Below are 24,614 nucleotides of genomic sequence, written 5' to 3' on the forward strand. Positions count from 1 at the left end.
ATGCAGAATGCAGAGTGCAAATTGAAAAATGCAAAATCGCTTTTTGTCAGATTTGTTTTTGTACCCAAAATGTATACAGAAATAAATTTGACTTTTGCACTTTGCAATCTTCATTTTGCAATTGCCGTAAGGCTATCTTGTCCTTCGGGAAATCGTCTTCGGTGACTTCGTGAATACAAGACGTTAAGCGCAAAGGCTCAATGCAGAATGCAAAATGCAAATTGAAAAATGCAAAATCGCCTTTTGTCAGATTTGGCTTTTGTACTCAAAATGTAGACAGAAATAAATTTGACTTTTGCACTTTGCAATCTTCATTTTGCAATTGCCGTAAGGCTATCTTGCCCTTCGGGAAATCGCCTTCGGCGACTTCGTGAATACAAGACGTTATTCTCACCAGAAAGAGCAGGTGAAATATTATTATAGCAGCTTAAGAATAATAATACCGTATTATATGAATTACCGTTCCTCGATAGATTGGAACATAAAGTGAAGATAAGTTAATTAGTCGAGAAATTACTAATTTTCGATAGGTTAATTTTTCCCCTTATAAATAATATATTACGTGATGATTTACTGATTATTATTAGTGATCATGGGAATATTGAAGATTTAACCAGTAGTAAACATACAAGTAACGATGCTCTGATTATTATAAGAGGTAAAATTGGCTCAATATCCTTTGAAAAAAATAGGTTCACTCTATGATTTTTCAGAGGCGATATTTAAGTGCTTTATATAATTGACAGATTTTTCTTAAGGTCTGATATTTCTTCATTTAGTTTTTTAGTATCTATTTCTTTGGCGGAAATGCTGGCAATCGATAACGGCGTTTTCTCAGTTATTTCTTCTATAATTTTAATTGCCCTCGCACTTGGTTTCAGTCCATATGTCATAAAAAGTGCATACTTTTTTATTTGATCTTTATAAGTATTGAAAAAAGTTTTAATTGCTGGAGGTATCTTTCCTGCCCACACAGGGAAGGTTACAATTATTAAGTCGTAGTCTGATGGTTTTTTCTCTATTTTCTTTATTTCTGTATATCTTTCGAAAATTGCGTCAAAACCGTTGATAAAAAATCTTAATATCCCCTCTCTATTCTTTTTGTCTACAATTTCCTCGACATCAGATTTTAGGTGTTTCGATAGATTTTCTGATATTTTCTTTGAATTGCCACTCAGTGTAAAATAATAAATAATAGTTTTCATAATATTACCTACTTACTATTTAACTTGTCCTTAGCCAAATTTTTGATGGTTTTCTAAAAAAATTTCTCTTTGCTAGAATTCGCTTCATAATAATTGTAAATATAAAATAAATAAAAGAAATGAGAATAGCAATCCAAAAGTAAATTTGCTTTTTATACAAATAGCTATATGCGGGTAGATTTATAGCTAAAATGAAAGGTATGACTAAAACAAAAGTAACTGCACTTGAAAACATGTAATCACTTGCTACAGGTGTTTCAAATTGTGGATCCAATACTCTCAGTAGTGCAAGACCAGTGGGCATTGTGCCTGTACATGCTCCATATACAATCAATGTCCTGTGAAATCTATGATCCCTGTAAATTCTTGAGCAGAACCAAGGTGTTGATATAATAATAATTATTCCACCAATAGTACTCAAGACTAAGATAGGGATAAGATATTCCTTAACAACAACAAGGGATATTGCTCCAAGGGAAGCAGCAACCATAATATCTACTGAAAAACCAGATATCCTTGTTAGACAACCATTATCAAGGACATAATCTATTTTTAACAGATTAGCAATTTTTCTTATAAGCAATGCAAAAAGTGCGGCAAAGACAAAACTAATACCCCACAGGTTTATTGCCAAATCGCTACCTAATTTTCCGGCAAAGGATAAAATATATGAGATAAATTTTAGAAAGATGTAGCTAAAAAGATAGGTCATGAAAACTACAGAAGCGTTTAACGTCATACTATCTATTGCCTCCGAATGTGTTGTTAAATGTGAGCCATAGGGCTTTTTTGCATCTGGTGAAAGTATCCCAGATTTTACCTCAATCTTTTTTATTACTTCAATTTTTTTCTCTTCAATCCAGTTTTTCCTTAGTCCATAGTTGATTAGATACATACCACCAAAGCATGCCCATATAAAACCAAGGGCAGCAAAAGTCAATCCGATGCTTCCGGCGCCTTCAAAACCGAAACTTTCCCAACCTTTCCCAATCGCATATGATTGTCCGGGACCGAGGGCAAAACCCAAAGGTAGAAAGAACCCGAACGCTGGGAATAAATTTGGGAAAAAGGTTTTCATAAAAAAATAGGTGATGAATAGCCCTACCATTGCTTGGACTGCGTATTGGAAAATTATTGATATTGAAGTTGAGATGATGCCGTGATTACTTTTTTGCCTTTTTTCTGGTGCTCTCCTGAGACTCATTGCAACAAATGAAATACTCAACAAATGATAAACCATGTGTCCTAATGATTCCTGTGTTAAATTGATTTGCGGCCCAAAGTAGTTATAAAAAATAAGAAGAATAAATCCAGCTGTTAGTGAGTTTGGCACCAGATATTTTTGTAATAGAATAATTCTTGCTCTAAAGAATGTAGCTAAAATAAGAGCTGTGGATATTATTCCCAGATTTAAAAATAACTGCCAAGGGAAATTCATAACAGTCTCCCATAAATACTAAAATAATCTACCTATTTATATTATAAAATAAAAATAGGCAATATATTCATATAGTAGGAAATATTTTCAAATTAAAGAAATTTTTTATGAGCTAGAGTAGATACCCTCCCCGAACGTTAAGTGAGGGGATGATGGGGGATGTTGCGGCACATTCGGGGAGGGGGAGGGATCTATCTGAGGTTGATCCGTAGTAGCATCAAAAACCATGATATAATTTAACAAATATTATGCCAAATTGAAATCAAATTTTTCAAATTTCAATGATTTTAACAATTAGACAGAGTAAATGTTCCTAAGGTTACATTCCTATCCTTATAAATTTTATAAGCTTAGAAAGTTGTTTGATTAACATTTAAAAGGTAAATTTTAACGTATTTAATTGCGAGGTGTTTATGCAAAAGATTCTGATAATAGATGATGATACTGAACTTCTAAACCTATTAGAAAATTTTTTCAAAGAAAAAGGGTTTTTTGTAGTACTATTGAACTCAGGTGTTAATGCGAATGAGGTTGCGGTAAAAGAACAGCCCGACATAATTTTACTTGATGTTAGAATGCCTGGAGCTGATGGATTTACCGTATTGAAACGATTAAAAGAAAATGGTTTGACATCACATATACCGGTTATAATGTTAACTGGAGAGGATACTCCTGATTCACAGATAAGTGGGCTTTTAACTGGTGCTGATGATTATATCACAAAACCTTTTGATCTGGAAGTTCTATATGCAAGAGTACTTGCTGGATTGAGAAAAAGTGCAGAACATATTAGAACAAAGAAGGATCAGATTAACCTATTAAATTTTCTTATTAATCATTACATAAAAAGGGGATATGAAGTATATAGTAAGCTACATCCTGATTTTCCAGATTATCCAGAGGGGTGGAAAGGATATGTACCGGACATGATTATTCGAAAGGGCTATAAGACTAAATGTTACAGTTTTGAAAATATACAATCTTTAAAAGAGGAATCATTTATTGATAGATTAAAGGCTCTTGTGACATTGGGGATAGAAAATGAAATCGAGCCTGAAGTGATTGTAAGAACAAAGGAAGCTAAAAAATTTTGCAAGGAAATTTGTAAAGAATACAATTTGCCTATAAAAATTAAATTAATAAAACGGCATAAAAGACTATTTCGCTAAGGATTTTTCGGGCCATATTTTTATTAAATTTAATATAGTCTGTACCGCTTTTTCCATTGCTTGAATACTGATCCATTCCTGTTTGCTGTGGAAGTTATGGCCACCTGTGAAGATATTTGGTGTCAGTATACCTTTAAAACACAATTTTGCTCCATCTGTACCCCCTCGTATAATCTGTAATTTGGGTTCCAGTCCGGATCTTTTTACAGCCTCCAGAGCGTATTCAACAACCTTAGGATCCTCCTCGAGTTTAATTTTCATATTTCTATATGATTCTTTTATTTCAAGTTCAATTTTTGATTTTGGATATTTTTTATTAGCTAAGTCTTTAATTTTATTTAAATCTATTTCCTTTTCTTTCATGGCGGAAAGTTCAAAGTCACGAATTAAAACCTTTAATGTACATTTTTCGACTCCTCCCTCGATAACATATGGGTGGAGATACCCTTCTCTTTTTTCAGTGGTTTCGGGAGATGGTTTTTTTTCGAGTTCTGAGACAATAAATGAAGCAATTTTAATAGCATTGACAAGTTTATTTTTTGCGTATCCAGGATGTACATTTATTCCATGAATATTAAATATTGCCGTGCTTGCATTGAATGTTTCATTCTCAATTTCACCTAAGGATTCACCATCAACGGTGTATGCATACTTTACACCAAATTTGTTTACATCGAAATGTTTTGTTCCATTACCCACTTCTTCATCAGGTGTAAATGCCAATTTTATTTTACCATGTTTTATGTCGGGGTTGTTGATTAGATATTCTATTGCAGTAATAATTTCTGCTATACCGGCTTTATCATCAGCACCGAGTAGTGTTGTACCATCTGATGTAATAATATCATCTCCTATGTGCTGTTTAAGAGACGGATTTTCTTCAAATTTAATAACCTGAGAGGGGTCACCAGGCAAGACTATATCGCCTCCAGAGTAATTTTCATGTATAATCGGCTTAACATTTTCACCAGATACTTCTGGTGAGGTGTCCAGATGTGCTAAAAAACCTATTGGAGGCACTTTATCCTCATCTTCAGCGAGATTAGAGGGTAGAGTTGCGTATACGTAACCATATTGATCTATTTCAACCTCATAAAGTCCAAGGCTGTTTAATTCATCTACGAGAAGCAAAGCGAGATTCTTTTGTTTATCTGTACTCGGGAATTTGTCTTCAACTCCTTCTTTAGATTGAGTATCAATTTTTACATATTTTAAAAATCTTTCTACAAGCTTTTCTTTTAATAGCATTACTCCCTTCCTACCTTTAAACCTCGGGGAATTTACACAGGTAATACAAAAAAGGCACATAAAATTATTTTTTAGCTTGAAAATGTAATTCTAACTTTTAAACTTAGGAATGTGAATAAATTATATTAAGCCAGATGAAAAAACTTTACTTTTTAATAATAAAACCTGGTTCTTCATATGTAGAATTAAGAAAACGAAATAAAGATTTTGATAATCTTATTGTGAATTTGAGCGACAGAAATGATGTTTTATGGACTGTACGAAGTGTGCCTGATGTAGAAATATACAATTTGGGTAAATACAAGGCTATCTTTGTAACGGGCGCTCACAGCTCTATCGTAACTGGCTATAAATATCTTGATGGATTCAAATGGATAGTTGAGTTAGCAATAAAAAGGAGAATACCAATGCTTGGAATTTGCTTTGGGCATCAGTTGATATGTAAAGCGCTTGGAGGCGATGTTAGTCGGAATCCTATGGGTCCGGAGTTTGGAATAAGTAGAATAAACCTAACAATTAACGGTATAGCAGACCCAATATTCAGGGGAATAAATAGATCTAAAATGGATGTATATACTTCACATGTCGATAATGTCAGCAGGCTTGGTGCCGATTTTATACAGCTTGCATGGAATGAACATTCCATGTATCAGGCGGTTAGGTATGATAATTTTATCTATGGAGTACAATTTCATCCTGAATATACAAAAGAGGTGATGGAATTTTATATAAGAAAGAACTGGAAATTGATCGAAAAAGATTATAAGGGAGGTCCGCTTTTCAAAAAAAGACCTGAAGAATTATTAAAAAACATGAAAGAATTAAGAAAACCAAAAATGATTATTAAAAACTTTATAACATTGGCAACAAGCATTTAAAATTACTATGGATATTATAATATCACATGACTGGAATGTATCGCTAACAACAGCTAAGGGGATTCAGAAAGAATTATTTAAAAAAGTTGAGTTTTCAAAAATTGATGTGACAAAAGTAAAAAAAGTATTGGCTGTAGATATTTCCTATCATAGGAAAAGCAAACTTGGATTTGCTGTTATGGGAGTATTTAATGTTAGTTATGATATGGATCGAAGGATATTTAATATTAATCAATATAGTATTCATAAAAATATTGCAAATGTTAGTTTTCCCTATATACCGGGATTTTTAAGCTTCAGAGAAATTCCTTTATTGATTCCGCTTTTAAATAACTTTAAGGATAAGCCTGATTTAGTTCTAGTCGATGGTGCAGGTATTGCACATCCCAGAAAGATGGGATTGGCATCCCACATCGGTGTTATTTATGACATACCAACAATAGGGTGTGCGAAATCACGTTTAATAGGTGATTATGATGAACCTGGTACAAGAAAGGGGAGTTTTTCATATTTGTACTATAAGGGAGAAGTTGTAGGTGCGGTTTTAAGAACAAGGGATTATACACGTCCCCTTTTTATATCACCTGGAAATAAGACTGATATAGAAAGCAGTGTTAGTCTGGTTTTATCCTTCTGTACAAACTATAGAATTCCTGAACCGATTCGAATAATTGATAGTAAAACAAAAAAATTTAGAAAAGAATATGAAAGAGGGAAAAATGCGGAAGTTATTTAGAAGCAGTTCGAATAGGGTAGTTGCTGGAGTTTGTGGTGGTCTTGGCGAATATCTTAGTATAGATCCTGTAATAGTTCGTATTATCTGGATACTTCTTCTTTTTTTTGATTGTGTTGGTTTAGTACTTTATATAATTGCCTGGATTATAATTCCATCAGAGATAAAGGGTGTGTCAGAGGAATTAAAAGAAAATAAATCAAAAATAGAAACATCTTCTAAGAAAAATAGCGCGTATCTTATAATAGGTATTACACTGGTGTTATTGGGAGTTATTTTTATCGCAAGAAATTATTGGGTACATGATTACATAATGTATTATCTGCAGTTCATATATAATTTTATTGTCCCATTGGGATTAATAGCTCTTGGGATTTTTCTAATTTTTAAGAAAAAGTAAAATCAACTATTCGATTTTATTCTTCCAATCAAGTGCTCCAACAGGACAGTTATCTACACACTCTCCACAATCTTTGCATGAGAATGGCAATGGGTTATTGAAAGCTGTGGAAATAGTTGTATTATAACCTCTATTAATAAATCCAATAAGTGATTTATTGACCACTTCTTTACATATCTTTACACATATACCGCACTTAATACATTTGTTTCTATCAAGTATTATTTCAGGATGTCTATTATCATATGAAAATTTTATTTTTTCTCCTTTATAAAATTCTGGATGAGCTCCGTATTTTTCAGATAAAGTTTTTAACTTACAATCATTCTTGGCAGTGCAGCTACATTCAAGACAACGCTTACCCTCCTCCATAATCTCTTTCTCAGTAAAAGTTTTTGTAATCTCTTTGAATGAATTTTTTCTTTCGCTGATCGGAATGTAGTGTATCTTCTGTCTTTTTTTATTTATAGGCTCTTTTAAAAACACGAGTTCATCTTTCTTTAAATATTGCCAGTGCCCCCTTGTAACATTTATAGAATAAGGTTCTTTGTAGGTTTTCCCCTCGAAAAAGTTCAATATACCTAACGCTATCTTCCTGCCTGCTGCCACGGCTTCGACTACAGATGCAGGTCCTGTTACGCAATCACCACCCGCAAAAATTTTACCTTTGACTTGATGATTATCGGGATTTATTATTATATCACCCCAACGATTAGTCTCTATTTCCTCTGGAGCTATTGTTTTTTGACCGATTGCAGAAATTATAGTGTCTGCTTCTACGGTGAATTCTGATTCGGGAATTGGTATAGGTCTTTTTCTTCCGCTGGCATCTATCTCTCCCAGTTGCATTTTTTGACAGGTTAGTATTTTTTTACCGTTCTTAATCTCGATTTTGACTGGTGCAACAAGGAATTTAAATATTACACCCTCTTCTTTTGCTTCTTCTATCTCAATCTTTTCTGCTGGCATTTCACTTTCAGTACGTCTGTAAAAACAGTATACCTCTTTGCTTCCAAGTCTGATGTCTGTTCTTGCACAATCCATGGCTGTATTTCCACCGCCAATTACGATGGTTTTACCAGGATTCTTCCCATTCCAACCATTTAAGGCGATATTTTTAAGCCAATCGATTCCTTTTTCGGTGTGATCTTCGCCTTCAATTCCCATGGAACTTGATTTCCATGATCCTACTGTAATGGCAACAGCATCATATCCATTTGCTAATGCATATAAACTAATATCTTTTCCCAGCTCTTTATTACAATAAAAATTTATACCACCCATTTTGATAAAATGGTCTATCTCCAAATCAACTAACTTTTTAGGCAATCGGTATTCAGGGATTCCATATCTCAACATACCTCCCGGCCGTGGTAATTTCTCATATATATCCGATGCTACTCCTGAGAGTCTTAAGAAGTAAGCTACAGATAAACCAGCAGGACCTGCTCCAACTATGGCTACTTTTTTACCATTCAAAGGTGGTAAATCTTCCATGTATTTATCGTAATACAAGTCGGCAGCTAATCTCTTAAAGTCATTTATTGCAACTGGTTCCCCGTCAATTAGGTTTCTCCTACAGTCTTTTTCACAAAATCTTGGGCAGACCCTCGAAATTGATATTGGCAAGGGAATTCTTTCTTTTATTATTATTAGTGATTTAAGAAAATCACCATCTCTTCCAGCCCTAACATATTCCTCGACTCTTGCATGTGCAGGACAGGCAATAGTACAAGGTGCTTCACAGTCTCCTGTATGCTCGGATAGCAGTAAATTCAGAGCTGTTCTTCTTACTTCGAGAACATCTTCGGTATCTGTTAATATGTCCATACCATTCTCTGCTAAAGTCGAGCAGGACGGTATGTATCTGTCATTTCTATTATCTTTTACAACACAGACAAAGCATGATGTGTTGTGGGATATTTTATGATTGTAACATAGTGTAGGGATATCTTTGCCCAATTTTAATGCTGCTTGAAGTACTGTTTTTCCCTTTTCGATTTCTATTTCCTGATTGTCTATTTTTAATTTTATCTTTTCCACCTTACTCCTCTTGTTTAATCTTCTTCTTTAAAGGTGTGCGCGAAATTGCATTTTTAGGACAAACCTCTATACAACTGTTACATCTTGTACATAAATCTACATTTATTACATAATCATTAGAGATCGCGTTTACAGGACATGTTCTTATGCATAGTCCACATTCGATACAAAGGTTTTTATCGAGATAAACTTCTACAAGTGAATTACATACCAATGCAGAACACTTTTTTTCCTCAATATGCTCTATGTATTCATTTTTAAAATATTTTAACGTCGATAACACGGGATTTGGAGCGGTTTGCCCGAGTCCGCAAAGGGATGCTTTTTTAACTTTGATAGCAAGGTCTTCTAAGGTATTCATATCGTCTTGAGTTGCTTTACCTTCTGTTATTTTTGTTAAAATTTCAAGCATTCTCTTGGTACCAATTCGACAAAATGTGCATTTACCACAACTCTCTCTAGTTGTAAAGTCTAGAAAGTAACGAGCTGTTTCTACCATACATCTATATTTTCCGATTACAATAAGTCCACCCGAGCCCATTATTGCTCCGAGTTCGATCAAAGAGTCGTAATCAATGATTGCGTCAAAGTGCTCTTCTGGTATACAACCGCCACTGGGACCACCAATTTGTACGGCTTTTACAGACCCAATCTCAGCTCCACCAATGTCATATACAATCTCACCAATTGTAATCCCCATTGGTACTTCAATTAATCCTGAATATTTTAAATCACCAGCAAGGGCAAATAGCTTTGTACCTTTTGATTTTTCTGTACCGATTTCTGCAAATTTTTCTCCACCTTCATTTATAATAATTGGAATATTGGCAAAGGTTTCAACGTTATTTATTGCTGTAGGATATCCCATGTATCCATAGTCTGTTGGATAAGGTGGACGATATCTTGGATTTCCCCTCCCTCCTTCAAGCGAATGGATCATAGCGGTTTCTTCACCACAGACAAAAGCTCCTGCACCTTCTTTTATAATTATAGGTATTTTTTTACCATTTATGATATTAATTTCTTTTTCTTCAACCTGTTTTATTGCTTGAGTAAGATGTTTTATAGCTAGTGGATATTCTGCACGAACGTAAATGAAAAGCTTTGTAGCTCCAGTCGCATAAGCACCGATTAACATACCCTCAATTATCTGGTGAGGGACTGATTCCATAAGCGACCTGTCCATGAAAGCTCCAGGGTCACCTTCATCACCATTGCATATTAGTATTTTTTCCTCGGAAAATTTTGATGCAAGTATTGACCATTTTAAACCTGTAGGAAAACCTGCGCCACCACGTCCCCTTAGTCTGGATTTTTTAACCTCTTCAATTATATCTACAGGTTTTAAATCCAGTGCCTTTTGAAGTCCATTATAACCACCGTTTCTAATATATTCATCTATTGATGTAGGAGATATTCTGCCGCTTAACCTTGTTACTTTAATTAATTCTTTCTCTTTTCTTTTTTGGGGGAATATATGTAAAAATTTTTCTTCCTCATTTAATATAGCGTTCAAATATTCATCGCTCGGTCTGACGTTGGAATAAAACAAAGAACCTTTATCTGTTTCTACCTCAACGATTGGTTCTGCATAACAATGTCCTATACAACCCACTTTTATTATTTCGATGTCCTTTATTTTTGAAGTAAGGAAATTGTAAACCTCTTCTGCACCAGCGGCAATTCCACAGCTTGCAGTTCCAACTTTAATCCTTTTTATCATTGAATTTCACCTCGCTTGTATCTCTTTAATATTTTTATAAGAGATTTTCTATCCAGTTTACCATACACTTTTCCATTTATTGATATTACAGGAGCTAAGCTACAGCATCCTAGACATGCAACTATTTCGACAGAAAATAGCCCCTCGAACTCGTTTTTATTATTTAGATTGATTTCTTCGTCGATCCATTCTTTGATCAGTTTCGATCCCTTTATGTGGCATGCTGTTCCATCACAAATTAAAATATGATATTTACCGGGCTTTTGCCTCTTAAATTGTGTATAAAAAGATACAACTCCTTCAACTTCAACGGGGGCTAAGTTAAAATACTCCGCTATTGTTTTTATACTATCATTGGAAATATAACCTTCGTTTTGCTGAATGAGCTGCAGTGCTTTTATCAAATTGCTTTTTTCCTTAGAGATTTGCTTGATGATTTCGGTATAGTTGTTGTTCATTTTTTTCCTCAAAATATCATTTTATTTTGGAGGCAAAGTTTATACCATATAAAAATAGCCTGAAAATAGATAGTTTATTGAGTTAAATTTCCACAATTTTTTAGAAACGGAAAAATAATTTAATAATCAAAGTATAAATTTTCAATTATTGAGAAATATTATTGTTTATCTTGAATAATTAAATAATAATCCTCAACGTTAGAGTGTGACCGGATATGGCACTGTTTTTGTCCTTTTATTTAATGTAATTTTAATCGGAGGAAGAAAATGATTGGCAATCAATTTTATTCAACCCCTGAAGATTTCATGAATTATGTTATTGCTAAAAATCCGGGTGAGAGTGAATTTCACCAAGCAGTTAGAGAATTTGTATTATCAGTGTGGGATTTTATTTTAGAGAATCCTATTTATATTGAGAATAAGATTCTTGAGAGAATAGTTGAGCCAGAAAGGGTAATTATTTTTCGTGTTCCGTGGGTAGATGATAATGGTGAAATACAAGTAAATAGGGGTTTTAGAGTGGAATTTAATTCTGCATTGGGTCCTTATAAAGGTGGATTGAGGTTCCACCCATCAGTGAATCTTAGTATATTAAAGTTTCTAGGATTTGAGCAGATTTTTAAGAATTCCCTGACTGGGTTGCCGATGGGTGGGGGAAAAGGTGGTTCGGATTTTAATCCCAAGGGTAAATCTGACATGGAGATAATGAGGTTTTGTCAGTCTTTCATGACGGAACTTTACAGACATATTGGAGAAGACACCGATGTGCCAGCTGGAGATATAGGTGTCGGTGCTAGAGAAATTGGTTATATGTTTGGTATATATAAAAAGTTAAAAAATGAATTTACTTGTGTGTTTACTGGTAAAGGTCTGGAATGGGGTGGCAGCATTCTTCGTCCAGAGGCAACAGGATATGGTGTAGTATATTTTGCTGAAGCTATGCTTAATGAAGTAGGTGACTCTATTGAAGGAAAAACTGTGGCTGTTAGTGGTTTTGGTAATGTTGCGTGGGGTATTGTGAAAAAGGTAAATGAATTAGGTGGTAAAGTCGTTACACTTTCTGGTCCTGATGGATATATATATGACCCCGATGGTGTGAATGGTGAAAAAGTTGATTTAATGCTTGAGTTACGTGCATCAAATCAGGATATTATCCGACCGTATGCTGAAAAATTTGGTGTAGAATTTTTCTCTGGTCGTAAACCTTGGGAACGGAAGGTTGATATTGCTTTTCCATGTGCTATACAGAATGAATTGGATGCTGATGATGCTCAACGTCTCGTCGAAAATAGTACCATAGCAGTTGTCGAAGGTGCTAATATGCCCTGTACTATTGATGCGATTGATATTTTTCAGAAAGCAAAGATACTTTACGCTCCTGGAAAAGCTGCAAATGCAGGGGGTGTGGCAGTTTCAGGTCTTGAAATGGCTCAAAATAGCATGAGATTAAGATGGTCTAGTGAAGAGGTAGATACCTATTTAAAGTCGATTATGAAAAATATTCATGATACTTGCGTGAAGTATGGAAAAAAAGGTGACTATGTGGATTATGTAAGAGGTGCTAATATAGGCGGATTTATAAAAGTGGCTGATGCAATGATAGATCAGGGGGTAATCTGATTTAGTATTGATAGGCCTTTTCATCTTTGTAATATTTTATTTTCCCTTTTAGTATCATTTTTCACTCGAGTGTAAATATGTGGACTATATATAGGTTAATAATATTTAGTCTGATACTTTTTATTTATTCTTTCGTATATGAATGCGTGAATGTAACAATTTTTAAAAATACGAGCTTAACAATTCATTCTGCGGGAATTAAAGCTAAAAAGTAGTATCCAACATAAACTTGCTTCAATAAGTATTGATAATCTTAATATTGTTAAAAATCAGAATTATTTTATTTTTAAAAGTATGAAATTGTATCTTGATATGTATAGGCCCAAATGTAGGTACAAACTGATTGTCTATTACTTTAACGATGTGTAATGTTATACGGGAATTTTGAAGTTAGAAAGCGATTATTGATTTTTTTAGATATTTAGTTTGAATTAAAGAACACATGTGATAATATAAACGACTCAAAAGCTTTCATCACGAGTGCGTATAGAGAAAATTTTACGAGTTTGGATTACCTGAATCAGTATGTTATAAAATATAATGCCAAAGTGATAGGTGTTATAAAATATTTAATATAATTGCTGATATTGGCAGTATAATCGATATATGATATAACTGTTATATTTGATGAGAGAAAAGGTATGATTACAGGTAAGCTATCTTCGGAAAAGTTATAATTTGGTTATTACTATAGAGAACGCAAAAATCTGCTGGCTGAGAATTAGTCAATAGGTCATATAGATGAAAGTGTCCTTCTTGGTTTGAATGTTAATATTACAAGATCAAAATTTCGTAGGGTAGATGTAGATTTAGGAAATATTATGAGAAATATAAGCTTGGGAGTATCCTTCATACTTTCTGTCTATTTCGTTCTTAGTATAATGATTTAGCCAATATAAAGCTTCAGATTAGCAAATATAAATAAACAGATAAAAATATTTAAAAATTATTTTTGAGAAATTTTATTTATGTGATTATGATAATAATTGTATAAAATATTTTTAGTTCGCGATTTTTTTGTTTAAAAAGAAAAATTTCAAGCAATAAATTCCTGAGTTTTTTAGAAGAGGAGGTACTAAAAAATGTACGGAAAATATTATTCATCACCTGATGATTTCATGAGTTATGTGATTGCAAAAAATCCTGGAGAGAGTGAGTTTCACCAGGCAGTTAGAGAATTTATTAATTCAATATGGGATTTTTTAGTAGATAATCCTATATATATTGAGAATAAAATATTGGAGAGGATTATAGAACCTGAAAGAATAATAATATTCAGGGTTCCATGGGTTGATGACAGAGGGAATATTAATGTAAATAGAGGGTTTAGAGTCCAGTTTAATTCGGCATTGGGACCATATAAGGGAGGTTTAAGATTTCACCCTTCAGTGAATTTGAGCATAATGAAATTTTTGGGATTTGAACAAATTTTTAAAAATTCCTTGACCGGGCTTCTATTGGGTGGGGGAAAAGGTGGTTCTGATTTCAACCCCAAGGCTAAATCTGATATGGAAGTAATGAAGTTTTGCCAATCCTTCATGAGGGAATTGTATAGATACATAGGTCCTGATACAGATGTTCCAGCTGGAGATATTGGTGTTGGTGGCAGAGAAATTGGATATTTGTTTGGAGAATATAAGAAGTTAAAGAATGAATTTTCTGGATCGTTAACTGGCAAGGGAATAAACTGGGGTGGTAGTTATATCAGACCAGAAGCGACTGGGTATGGCGCTATCTATTTTGCAGAAGAAATGTTAAAAACTGTTGGAGAAAGCATAAAGGGTAAGACAGTTGCGATTTCAGGTAGCGGGAATGTTGCACAATATGCAGCCAAAAAAGTTTTAGAAGTAGGAGGAAAAGTTGTAACACTTTCAGACTCTAATGGAACAATCTATGATCCGGATGGAATTGATGAAGATAAATTAAGTTTTGTATTTTATCTTAAGAATGTTAGAAGAGGAAGAATAAGGGAGTACGCTGAGAAGTATAAAGTACAATATTGGGAGAATAAAAAGCCCTGGAAAGTAAAATGTGATATTGCCATTCCATGTGCTACTCAAAATGAGATTAATGGAGATGATGCAAGAACATTAATAAAAAACGGATGTTTTTGTGTTGTTGAGGGAGCCAATATGCCTTCTACATTGGAAGCAATTGATGAGTTTCAGCAGGCAAAGGTACTATTCGCTCCTGCAAAAGCCGCAAATGCAGGTGGTGTGGCAGTTTCAGGATTGGAAATGACCCAAAATAGTATAAGATTAACATGGACAAAAGAAGAGGTTGATAATAAGCTGAGAGATATTATGAAAAATATACACGCTACGTGCGTAAAGTATGGAAAAAATGGTGAAACTGTTGACTATATAAGAGGAGCAAATATAGCTGGATTTATTAAAGTGGCTGACGCAATGATAGATCAAGGGATTGTTTAATTTGCTCTATATTTTTTTTGAAATTAGGAAATATTGAAATAATTATTAGAAATTTGGCCCTGAAAATTTTGGGATTTATGATATGAATTAGCACTTATAAGGAATAAAGCTTATTGTAAAAGTATAGATTAATTTAAATTTCTAGTTTTCTCTATTTTTTATATATAATTGCGATACCCTTTCTACCATCCATCAATATTTTTTGTGGGTTTTTAGCCCTTGAATGTACTAGGAAATTAGTTTCCTTTACGACAGGAAGCTGTTTGAGCCATTTCCAATCGATAAATGAGTTGCTATTATTATTTATTACAAGATATCCTATATTCATTGATATTAAATTGTGTAAAAAATGCGTTCCCTGTGATAATTCAACATTAAAGTCATTAAGAATTACTTCCGTAATTACGTTCGCATTACATATCTGGTAAAATTTTACAGGTATACCAAGAAATCTATCGGCAGTACCCCACCTACCAGGACCTATTAGGATATATTTTTTATTTTCTTTTTTTATTTCTTCGTTTAAGACCTCAACTTCTTTCTGAATTTCTAAAGTTCTTGTATTGTCAAATTTTTCCGGCTTTACATAAATAATATCATGAATGTCGTCTATTATACCATTTCCAAGACTATTATTGGTCATTAACCAGATATCTTCTTTTTTTATATTTTTTAAGTCAATGTCAACAATTTGTGTTCTTGAAATAGAGGGTCGAATTTGGAGTATATAGAATTTAGATATTTCTTTTGATAGTTTTAAGGCAAACTCTATTTCGACTGGTCCACCAAAGGCCATTTTCCCAATTTCAAGTATATTTTCGATAATTTCAGAAAACGGTACTCTGTTATATTTCAGAATGTTATCGAAACTAAACATTACAGAATATTTTGGTTTGTCTTCTCGATAGGGTATTATTTTATTATTCTCGTGATCATATATAGAGGCACAATGTTTCAAAATTAATTTATTATTTAGTTTGTCTAAGCAGAGTTTTCTCATTGTACAATCTTCATTGCTGATTAGATCAAATTTATTGTTATTTAAATCAATTGCATAATAGTAGGTTGGGGTTTTTCGTAATAAAGTATCAATGTCGAAAAGATTTACCTTAGGATATTTTGGTGAGAATCTATAGCCGATTCCATCAGTAACTACAGCTTTTCCGAGCCCAATTGCTATAAGTGCTATACTATCTGAATAAGTGAGAGGAGATACTGGATAATAGTTGTGTGATGATGCTATGCCCGATATTGCGGGGTAGAAATAACCTGGTTCGTATTCATCTCCTACAATTTTTTGCAGGATTACAGCCATTTTTTCTTCTTCAATTTTATGATTAATGCTTTCTATATATCCCCTTGCTGATTTCAGAAAAACAGAGGCATATACGAGTTTTATTGCGGATTCAAGTTGTTTCAATCTTACAAGTTTATCTGGGTGATTATTTGGTATCATGTATGTTCTATAAATTCCAGCGAATGATTCGTATGTAGAATCCTCGAGAAGGCCTGAAGACCTGACTGCCAATGGCGTTTTTATTTGATCAATATAAATAGAAAGCTTTTCTCTTAACTCATCTGATAATTTATAGTTTATAAATGTTTCATTTATTTCTCTATCAGAAAGTGAAATTATTTCGGTAATATCAATATTATTTTCATCAATAAATTTATCGTATTCATTTGTACCTATAATAGATGTGCATGGTTGCAATATTGGAAGGTTGGCGTACCTATTTTCAAGATTCATTGATACAATAATATTATTCATAAACGCTATACCACGTCCTTTTCCACCCAGCGAGCCTTCGCTAAGTAAAATTATTTTAAAAGGATCTGTGAGGCTGTTTGGATCAAAGTGAATGATTTTTCCTTTATTTTTCCTTTCTCTAATGGTTCTGATGGAATTTATTAGGTGGCTTTTTAATTCAGCTATTGAGTTAAAATCTTCTGGTTTTAATGGTCTTAGCTTTTTTGCTATTTGTATTTCACCTCTTGCCAGTAGCCATGTAGAAAAATGATTTCTATTGCTATGATATAGCACAGATTCGTCGGGAACTTCTTTCAGCTTTTCTTCAAATTCGTAAATAGTTTTTGCAACAGTGACAATGCCCTTGCCAGGGACTTGAAATTTGAAATCACCAAACCCTAAACTTTCAAGCATAAAGTTGCGAATTTCATGTAAAAGATTTTGGGAAAATTTGTTTATAAGGGTTACGCCTAATTCCTTAGCTTTTTCTTCATGGCTTTGATCCGATGACATTAAGATGCAAGGAATGTCATTTTTTTTATCCTGCCTTACCATGGATACCAGTTTTAATCCAGCTTCATTATCCATCTGATTGTGGTTCGGGAAACGAATATCCGATATTACTGAGAGTATATATTCCTTATATTTGTTGTAATAATAAATGGCATCTTCATAAGTATGAAGTAAAATTATTTTGGGTCTGACTCTCATCCTAAGTCGTTTTTGTATGTCGCTTAATTCTTCCTCAATGAGTAGTTGGGTTTGTTTCATTACCTCTGTATAAAGCAAGGGAAGGAAGATTGAGTAATATTGTACAGAATCTTCAACAAGTAAAATTACTCTTACGAGACCAATTCTTGTATCGTTTTCGATGTTTTTTTTATCTTCTATGGATTTTACCATGGCAAGAAATATTTTAGCATCGCCATTCCATAGGAATATGTCATCGATATATTTGTAAAGTTGATTTAAGTATGGCTGTATCTCCTCTACCTCAGCGTTGGATTTCAATAGCAGTAGGATAGGAAGGTTCTGAAACTTTGTTTTTATTTGTTTTGCGAATTCAAGTGTAGTTATATCTCCTACATTAAGTAGTGTGATAATTAAATCAAATTTTTTATTGTCAAGTAGTTTTAGGGCTTCGTCGGGCATTGAAGCATTTGTGATCCTTGGCGCAGTACTCAGGTTTAATTGCTTATATTCACCATAGATTTGTTCAGAAAGACCACTATCCTGTTCAAGTGTAAAAGCATCATAAATGGAAGATAAAAGGAGAATCTCCCTTACTCTATTTTTCATTAATTCATGGTAGCTGTCTTCACCATATTTGAGAAGGTTGAAAAATGAACAAAGGTTTTCAGCATTCATAAATAATCTCCATTAACCAATTAATTTAATATAAATTATAATAAAAAATTTAGAGAAATGGAGTTATTTACCTAGTCGCGAAATAGACTTAATTTGATATATCTTTTCTGCCATATTTGATTGGAAATATTGTGAAATTCACGGTCATAAGAGTCAATCGTTTTTTCTATATCATCATCTGAAAGTAGTTCATAATCGATAGAATCAATAGGAATGGCTTTGTGTCTTAACAATACTTTTTTGATATCAGAAAAATGATCCCTTATGGGACATGGTGCTATCAGATTACCCATTTCATCAAGAGGTCTATCATCATAATATTTACGCTGCCATTTCCTTATATCTTTGAAGTACGGGCTAAAAAGTATTGTGTTAAGGTTTCCTCCTCTTTTATATACATCAATAATGTTGTCGACCTTAAAAGGGTTAAAAACACATGGTGTCACATCGCCTGTCCAGGTTATGTAGAAATAGCCTCCCCCATATGCAGCTCCTGCAGAAATACATCCATCACTTACTGTTCCACAGTTCCAAAAATCGGCGATAAAGTATTTTCTTTCCCTGATTGCTTTCCATGTTTTCTCATACATTTCGATTCTTTGCTGTGGAGTTACCATCAGCTTTAAATTTCTATTTCTGCCTATTGGCATATATTGAAATATCCATTGATAGAGAGCGCCTAATTTTTCAAAGTAAAAATCCCAGAACTCTTCACTTGTTATTATATCCCAGTTTTCGGATGTAGCGGTAGTGGAAATTCCAAATGGAACACCATATTTTTTTAGATTTTCTATACCTTCCACTATACGTTTAAAAGTTCCTTTCCCTCTTCTTGCGTCTGTTTCTTTTTCAAATCCCTCAACGGAGATAGCGGGAGTTACATTTCCCAGTTCACCGAGCCTTCGGGAAATTTCGTCAGTAAAAAGAGTCCCATTTGTATAAATAAGAAATATTTGCTCAATGTTTTCTTCAAAAATATCAAGTAAACTCTTGCCTTCAGATTTATATAAAAAAGGTTCTCCTCCTGATATTACAGTAAAATGACTTCCCCATAGGTCTAATTTTTCTCTTAGTATTCTTTTAAAAACGGAATAGGGAAGAGTGATTTTTCTCGCTTCGGAACTATTTGCATAACATCCAATACATTTCAGATTGCATGCACCAGTAGGAGATATAACTAAAAAACTTGGGGGGTGCATCTTGTAATTTTCAATGAATCTATAGAAATTCTCATTTGTTTTTAGAAAAGTTTTTCCAAATAGATTATTAAATAGCCTTTTAGAAGCATTTTCACCAATTAATTTTCTATTTATACCTCTCCTGCCAGCATTTAGTATCGAGGATACCATGGCATATTTATCTTCCTGAACTTTCTTTAAACGATTGTTGTTGTTTTGTTTTACTATGTTTGTGTATGCATATCTATCAAGATACTTGAAAATAAGTTCTCTAATAAATTTTATTTCAAAACCATATTTTAATGTATTAGCTGTAATAATTTGGTTAATATTTAATTTACTCATGGTACACCCTCCTATCTACTTTAAATAAAAAATGCCGATTCCTGTGTTGAAATCGGCATTGGTAACAATTCTATGGGCGTTAAGAGTTTCATTTTAGAAGTTTCAATGCGTCCTGTGTTTTAATAAATTTTGCTCCTTTCTTTTTCATCTGTTCAATTGCTTCTTTACCTCCAGCTTCCGTTACGGGTTTTATTGCATCTTCTATTACATAGACATTTTTTTTCATATCTAACAGACCAATTACAGCTGACTTTACGCAATAGTCCGTTGCAACACCAAAGACTATAAAATTTTCATAGTTTTTAAAAATTTTTTCTGCATTCGGATTTTCAAAAACTGTGTAACTTTGTTTTTCGAAATATATTTCACCTTTGTGATTAATTACTTTTTCTAATTCGTCTTCAGTATATTCTCGATTTTCAACATATATTGGGTTAAGTGGTTTGGTTTCAGGTATTTTTTTCTGTCCTTTTTCGCCTTTTATGCAATGTAATGGAAAGGGTCCACCTACAGTATTCATTTCTGGGTCATCTGTTTTATGGGCATCTACAGAACCCAATATTTTGATATTTTCCTTTCTTGCAATATTAATCAGCCTCTTAAGGTTGTCTATAATATTAATAGAATCAGGGACATAAAGTCTTCCTTCGGGATTCATGAAGTCAAATTGGGAATCAATATCAATAAAAGCAGTTTTACTTTTGTCCATTATGAATCTTTAAAAATTAATTCCTGAATCAACATATACGTATTTAATTTAATATTTGAATATTTTATATGAAAGGACAAATTGGGGAAAAGTATTGCTATTTAACTGGCGTATTTGGAAGCTGAGAATAAACTGGGGAAGAATTAACTTTCTTGAATCTGACTTTACTTTTATTATAATTAGCACAGTCATTCCCAAGGGTAATTTAACCCCTGAGATTATAGCTACGATTAAATATGTATCTGATCCACAGATTTCGCCTGATTCTAATAATATAGCTTTTGTAGATACGGAGATTGACATGAATAGTTCAAAGAATTATAGTAGTTCCAATATATGGATTGTTCCGACAGATGGAAGCGAGAAACCACGAAAGTATACTTTTTCAGATAAGGATGAGAAAATGCCTCGCTGGTTTCCTGATGGAAAATATCTGGTTTTCTTTCAAATCATGATGATGGGGATACATATCAGATTTACATAATGAGAACTGATGGTGGAGAAGCTTACAAATTGACGAATCATAGTGGTGGAGTAGTTAATTACAAGTGGGGGAAAAATTCTAATACTATATTTTTCGTTGCGATCGATTCGCTTACAAAGTTTGAAAAGGAAAGAAAGGAGAAAAAAGATGATGAGATAATACTGGATTATAACTATAAATCCTGTAGACTATATGAGATTGATATACAGTCAAGAGAGATTAAATTATTAACCGAAGATAAACAAAATGTTAACGATTTTGGTTGGGAGGCTCAGTGATATGGTGGTACAGACCATAGACAGGATTAAGTGAGGGGGTTATAGAATTTTTGCCGAATAATTTGTCGAGGATTATTCGTAGAATCCCTGTTCGTGAGTGGAGGCATGAATGCGATACTTGGGGATATTTTATAATCTTTCAGGATATTTACCGGGGTTTTGAATTTTTTATATGAGTTTTCCCCCAGGGAATTGAAATAGAATTGATAAAATGAAGCTTTATTAAGGAAATCTTTTATTGAGCTGAATGATTCTATGCAGTGGAATTCGTCTTCGATTAATCTATGAGAGGATTCTACATCGGCATTAGCATTGGGGTAATGTGTCCGTAGAATCCCTAATCGGGAGTGGTATATATTTCACCTTAGCATTCCAATTCTTTTCGACATATTTTTTATATCCTCTGTTGTGATGTATTCTTATCCCACTAAACTCAGAGCCGTTATCAACTTGAATTGTTATTTTTTCTGGATCAATTCCATGCTTGGATATCCGTAGGATCCCTAATCGGGAGATGCTCAAACAATAATTTCACAGAGATTATTGTCGATGTTACACTTTTCTCATATGTATAGAAATAAAAGAGTGTTCCAGAGCGTACATCCCTTGCTGTGATTTGATATCTTGGTAGTCTGTATTTGCAGTAGTATTTAAAAAACTCTGGTATATCATCAAGATATTTTACATCCATCTGTATCACCTCAAAAGGTTTTAATCAATCACTCCCTTCTGAAATCGTATAATATTATCTTTGCTTTTAGTTTTTTATTTGCTATGATACTATCCGTAGGATCTCTAATCGGGATAGGTCATGTTTTTTCTCCTTATCTTTGATTCCTTTTCTAAATATCTCAAAGAGCATAGCCTGTCCACGGGCTATGCTCTCATCATTCATTACACTTAATTTAATCAATTCTACCGTACCACTATATGCATGAACTTTCCCGTAAAGCAGTTATAAAAATCTTGATTTTTAGATAATGGATTAATATCTTAGAAAAACAGGGTTTTTCGCATTTAATAGTTCAATCTAGAGGATTGTGGCGCGTGATTTTTCATAAAGTAAAAAGGGAAATAGGAAAGGATGAAATTGATAACAGGTTAGCTAAAATTAACTGACGTTAAATTTATGTTGCGTGATGGATTATATGAGTTAGATTACATAGAGGATACTATCTTGGGGGAGCTCTCCCATTTTTTAAGTGCGAATGTCGACAAGACTACAAAATTTTGTTGTGTTGATGTCCCTGTACCAAGATCTAGGACAGGGTGTGTTAGAAATTTGAAGAATAAGCTGGAAGAATCTAGAAAAATTACTGTCTATATTCGTCCATATTTAGCGTTGCGAAGTACTTCGTTTGTAGAAGTAATTTTTGCTGCCCTTTGTTTTTTTTCTATTTATATTTTTTGGCGTAATTTAGAAGTTTAAGGGAGGAGATTTATGTTAAGTTATAAGGCCAGATTTGTTAAAGTGGGCGATTTTTATACTATACTGTTTATTTTCGCTCTTCTTATAATGACGGTTTATAGATACTGTGGTAAAGCGAACAATGATAGAGTAGTGATAAATAGTAATGAAAGTGTCATTGCAGTTAACAGATATGGGATAATTGTTAAGGATAGTACCGAAGTTTATACTGATATTAAGTCATCCCCATCAGATAGTACATTTTTCAAAATGTCGGACATTGTCTTCATCGAAAGCAAAATTGACCAATTTTATAAAGTAAAGAATAGTAATGCCTATATAATCGATTCGTGTGTTGTACTTGTGGATAGCATACTATACCAGACAAAAGTTGGCAGTTTTGTATTTCAAAATACTATCCATGATATCTTTAGAGTGAAAGGTAAGGAGTATATTCCGATATATATAGCTTTATATACTCCATATTTGAGTAAGTATGATTATATGGTTAAGAAGCATTTAGCAATGGATATAAAATTTGTTTTCGGAGATGATATACACGTGGATAGTTCATTATATTTAATTCCCATTGGAAATATTAATCTAATTGGTTTGAGGTCTAGTTATAACGAGTATCAGTTTTTTGTGATAAAAGATAGTACATCACATCGAATTGGTATTTCAATTTTTTGGGGGAAAAATATAAATACAGGAAGATATGTTTATGGTAAGGGATCGAAGTATTTTAATAAATCTAGGGAAGTGAATGAGTCAAATAAAAAACGAAACAGGATTGTGGGTACTTGGCAATCAGGAGAAATTAAATGGATATTTAAAGAGAATGGTGTACTCAGTTTAATTTCTGGCGATAAGGTTTTCGATTACACTTGGTCTCTTGATACGAATTTTAAGCCTTACCATTTAGATTTAAAAATTGAAGGGGAGCCTATTGTTATAAAAGCAATTATAAAATTTATTGATGATAATATTTGTGTAATTGAAACCGATAGAGATCTTAATAGAAATATTAGACCAAAAGATTTTAGTGATTTTAGTTCATATCTGTATCGAATCAAAAGTAGTGGTGAGAAAAGCGACTATTCTTTAAAGAGTTATGAGTCAAAAGATATCGTTTTGAAAAATAAATTATTAAGTTCCTATAAAAAATTTGGTATTATAGATGTTCAAGTAAATGATTTTTATGTGATTTTAGAAGTTAACGAAACCTTAGCTAAGGGTTTTACAATAGATAAAATCCGAACATTAACTATTATGGAAAGTATTATAAACACAATAAAAGATGTTACTCGAAGGAATTTTGGAGTAGTTGAAGTTTATTACATGAGAAAAAAGATACTAAAGGCGGAATCAAAGATTCTGGATGATGGTATTAAAATAAAATATTATAATTGAAGTAATATTAACCTTTCTCAGTTAAATATTTATTAACTTGGGAATTTTAATACTTTAATATATATACTTTATTTAGATATTTTCAGCTCGAAACTTGTCTTATTTTTATGATATTTTTATGCATTTAATTTATGATTATAGACATTGAAGCATATTATAATTAATTTCGCTTATCTTTTTTTGAGCGGACTAATGTGTGTAGTGGAAATATTAGAGACTGTTTCATTTTTTGTGTAAATACCTTTTTCATTAAAACTCTCCGAAGGATCTCTTTTGAGACAGGTTTAACCTTCCTTCGAAATGGATAGCCAACTGGGCAATAATTTTTGTCCAG

19 protein-coding genes and 1 pseudogene are annotated in these 24,614 nt (G+C 33.0%); 10 read left to right on the forward strand and 10 right to left on the reverse strand.

Going from position 1 to position 24,614, the window contains the following annotated elements:
- Positions 1–519 precede the first annotated feature (519 nt).
- Positions 520–705 (forward strand): annotated as a pseudogene (locus tag H0Z29_11405) (peptidase).
- Between the two features lie 26 nt (positions 706–731).
- On the opposite strand, the gene H0Z29_11410 reads toward H0Z29_11405, so the two are convergent.
- Both H0Z29_11410 and H0Z29_11415 read right to left on the reverse strand, forming a co-directional pair.
- Positions 732–1,205 (reverse strand): hypothetical protein, encoded by a 474-nt coding sequence (locus H0Z29_11410; protein ID MBO8132096.1) that lies wholly within the window; start codon positions 1,203–1,205, stop codon positions 732–734.
- 19 nt (positions 1,206–1,224) lie between these two features.
- Entirely contained in the window at positions 1,225–2,643 is a 1,419-nt protein-coding gene (locus tag H0Z29_11415) for a sodium:glutamate symporter (GenBank protein MBO8132097.1), read from the reverse strand.
- Positions 2,644–3,056: 413 nt separating this feature from the next.
- Between H0Z29_11415 and H0Z29_11420 the strand changes: the two genes are divergently transcribed.
- Entirely contained in the window at positions 3,057–3,812 is a 756-nt protein-coding gene (locus tag H0Z29_11420) for a response regulator (protein MBO8132098.1), read from the forward strand.
- On the opposite strand, the gene pepT is transcribed toward H0Z29_11420, so the two are convergent.
- Positions 3,801–5,060: a peptidase T gene (gene pepT, locus H0Z29_11425; protein MBO8132099.1), complete on the reverse strand. Its 1,260-nt coding sequence runs from the start codon at positions 5,058–5,060 to the stop codon at positions 3,801–3,803. The genes H0Z29_11420 and pepT overlap by 12 nt on opposite strands.
- A 134-nt stretch (positions 5,061–5,194) precedes the next feature.
- Here pepT and H0Z29_11430 point away from each other — a divergent pair, with 134 nt between their 5' ends.
- From H0Z29_11430 to H0Z29_11440, 3 genes are read left to right on the forward strand one after another with little or no spacing between them, the layout of a single operon-like run.
- On the forward strand, positions 5,195–5,938 hold the full coding sequence (locus H0Z29_11430; protein MBO8132100.1) for a type 1 glutamine amidotransferase: 744 nt from the start codon (positions 5,195–5,197) through the stop codon (positions 5,936–5,938).
- A gap of 7 nt (positions 5,939–5,945) precedes the next feature.
- Positions 5,946–6,674: an endonuclease V gene (locus tag H0Z29_11435; protein ID MBO8132101.1), complete on the forward strand. Its 729-nt coding sequence runs from the start codon at positions 5,946–5,948 to the stop codon at positions 6,672–6,674.
- Positions 6,658–7,071 carry a PspC domain-containing protein gene (locus tag H0Z29_11440; GenBank protein ID MBO8132102.1) on the forward strand — a complete coding sequence of 138 codons (414 nt, stop codon included), beginning with the start codon at positions 6,658–6,660 and terminating at the stop codon, positions 7,069–7,071. Before H0Z29_11435 ends, H0Z29_11440 begins: the two co-directional genes overlap by 17 nt.
- A gap of 6 nt (positions 7,072–7,077) precedes the next feature.
- Here the strand turns inward: H0Z29_11440 and H0Z29_11445 are convergent, their stop codons facing one another.
- From H0Z29_11445 to H0Z29_11455, 3 genes are read right to left on the reverse strand one after another with little or no spacing between them, the layout of a single operon-like run.
- On the reverse strand, positions 7,078–9,114 hold the full coding sequence (locus H0Z29_11445) for an FAD-dependent oxidoreductase (protein ID MBO8132103.1): 2,037 nt from the start codon (positions 9,112–9,114) through the stop codon (positions 7,078–7,080).
- A 1-nt stretch (position 9,115) separates the two neighbouring features.
- Complete coding sequence (locus tag H0Z29_11450; GenBank protein MBO8132104.1) at positions 9,116–10,837, reverse strand: 4Fe-4S binding protein; 1,722 nt, start codon at positions 10,835–10,837, stop codon at positions 9,116–9,118.
- Positions 10,834–11,295: an NAD(P)H-dependent oxidoreductase subunit E gene (locus tag H0Z29_11455; protein MBO8132105.1), complete on the reverse strand. Its 462-nt coding sequence runs from the start codon at positions 11,293–11,295 to the stop codon at positions 10,834–10,836. Before H0Z29_11455 ends, H0Z29_11450 begins: the two co-directional genes overlap by 4 nt.
- A gap of 306 nt (positions 11,296–11,601) precedes the next feature.
- On the opposite strand from H0Z29_11455, the gene gdhA (H0Z29_11460) reads away from it, so the two are divergent.
- Entirely contained in the window at positions 11,602–12,915 is a 1,314-nt protein-coding gene (gene gdhA / locus H0Z29_11460) for an NADP-specific glutamate dehydrogenase (protein MBO8132106.1), read from the forward strand.
- A 1,082-nt stretch (positions 12,916–13,997) separates the two neighbouring features.
- Positions 13,998–15,347: an NADP-specific glutamate dehydrogenase gene (gene gdhA / locus H0Z29_11465; protein ID MBO8132107.1), complete on the forward strand. Its 1,350-nt coding sequence runs from the start codon at positions 13,998–14,000 to the stop codon at positions 15,345–15,347.
- 151 nt (positions 15,348–15,498) lie between these two features.
- On the opposite strand, the gene H0Z29_11470 is transcribed toward gdhA (H0Z29_11465), so the two are convergent.
- The 3 genes from H0Z29_11470 to H0Z29_11480 all read right to left on the reverse strand — a co-directional run bounded on the left by H0Z29_11470 (position 15,499) and on the right by H0Z29_11480 (position 20,697).
- Positions 15,499–18,465: a hypothetical protein gene (locus tag H0Z29_11470; protein MBO8132108.1), complete on the reverse strand. Its 2,967-nt coding sequence runs from the start codon at positions 18,463–18,465 to the stop codon at positions 15,499–15,501.
- Positions 18,466–18,536: 71 nt separating this feature from the next.
- A complete protein-coding gene (locus tag H0Z29_11475; GenBank protein ID MBO8132109.1) occupies positions 18,537–19,988 on the reverse strand; it encodes a radical SAM protein in 1,452 nt (483 codons plus the stop codon).
- 88 nt (positions 19,989–20,076) lie between these two features.
- The gene (locus H0Z29_11480) at positions 20,077–20,697 is read right to left on the reverse strand and encodes a cysteine hydrolase (protein MBO8132110.1); all 621 of its coding nucleotides are present in this window, start codon (positions 20,695–20,697) and stop codon (positions 20,077–20,079) included.
- Positions 20,698–20,791: 94 nt separating this feature from the next.
- On the opposite strand from H0Z29_11480, the gene H0Z29_11485 reads away from it, so the two are divergent.
- Complete coding sequence (locus H0Z29_11485; GenBank protein ID MBO8132111.1) at positions 20,792–21,181, forward strand: PD40 domain-containing protein; 390 nt, start codon at positions 20,792–20,794, stop codon at positions 21,179–21,181.
- Positions 21,181–21,459, forward strand: a complete 279-nt coding sequence (locus H0Z29_11490; protein MBO8132112.1) for a hypothetical protein — start codon at positions 21,181–21,183, stop codon at positions 21,457–21,459. Before H0Z29_11485 ends, H0Z29_11490 begins: the two co-directional genes overlap by 1 nt.
- A gap of 472 nt (positions 21,460–21,931) precedes the next feature.
- Here the strand turns inward: H0Z29_11490 and H0Z29_11495 are convergent, their stop codons facing one another.
- Positions 21,932–22,150, reverse strand: coding sequence for a hypothetical protein (locus tag H0Z29_11495; GenBank protein ID MBO8132113.1), 219 nt, complete (start codon positions 22,148–22,150; stop codon positions 21,932–21,934).
- Positions 22,151–22,900: 750 nt separating this feature from the next.
- Here H0Z29_11495 and H0Z29_11500 point away from each other — a divergent pair.
- Positions 22,901–24,280 (forward strand): hypothetical protein, encoded by a 1,380-nt coding sequence (locus H0Z29_11500; protein MBO8132114.1) that lies wholly within the window; start codon positions 22,901–22,903, stop codon positions 24,278–24,280.
- Positions 24,281–24,614 lie beyond the last annotated feature (334 nt).

It is taken from the genome of Candidatus Neomarinimicrobiota bacterium (assembly GCA_017656425.1).
Classification (GTDB): Bacteria; Fidelibacterota; UBA2242; order UBA2242; family B5-G15; genus JACDNV01.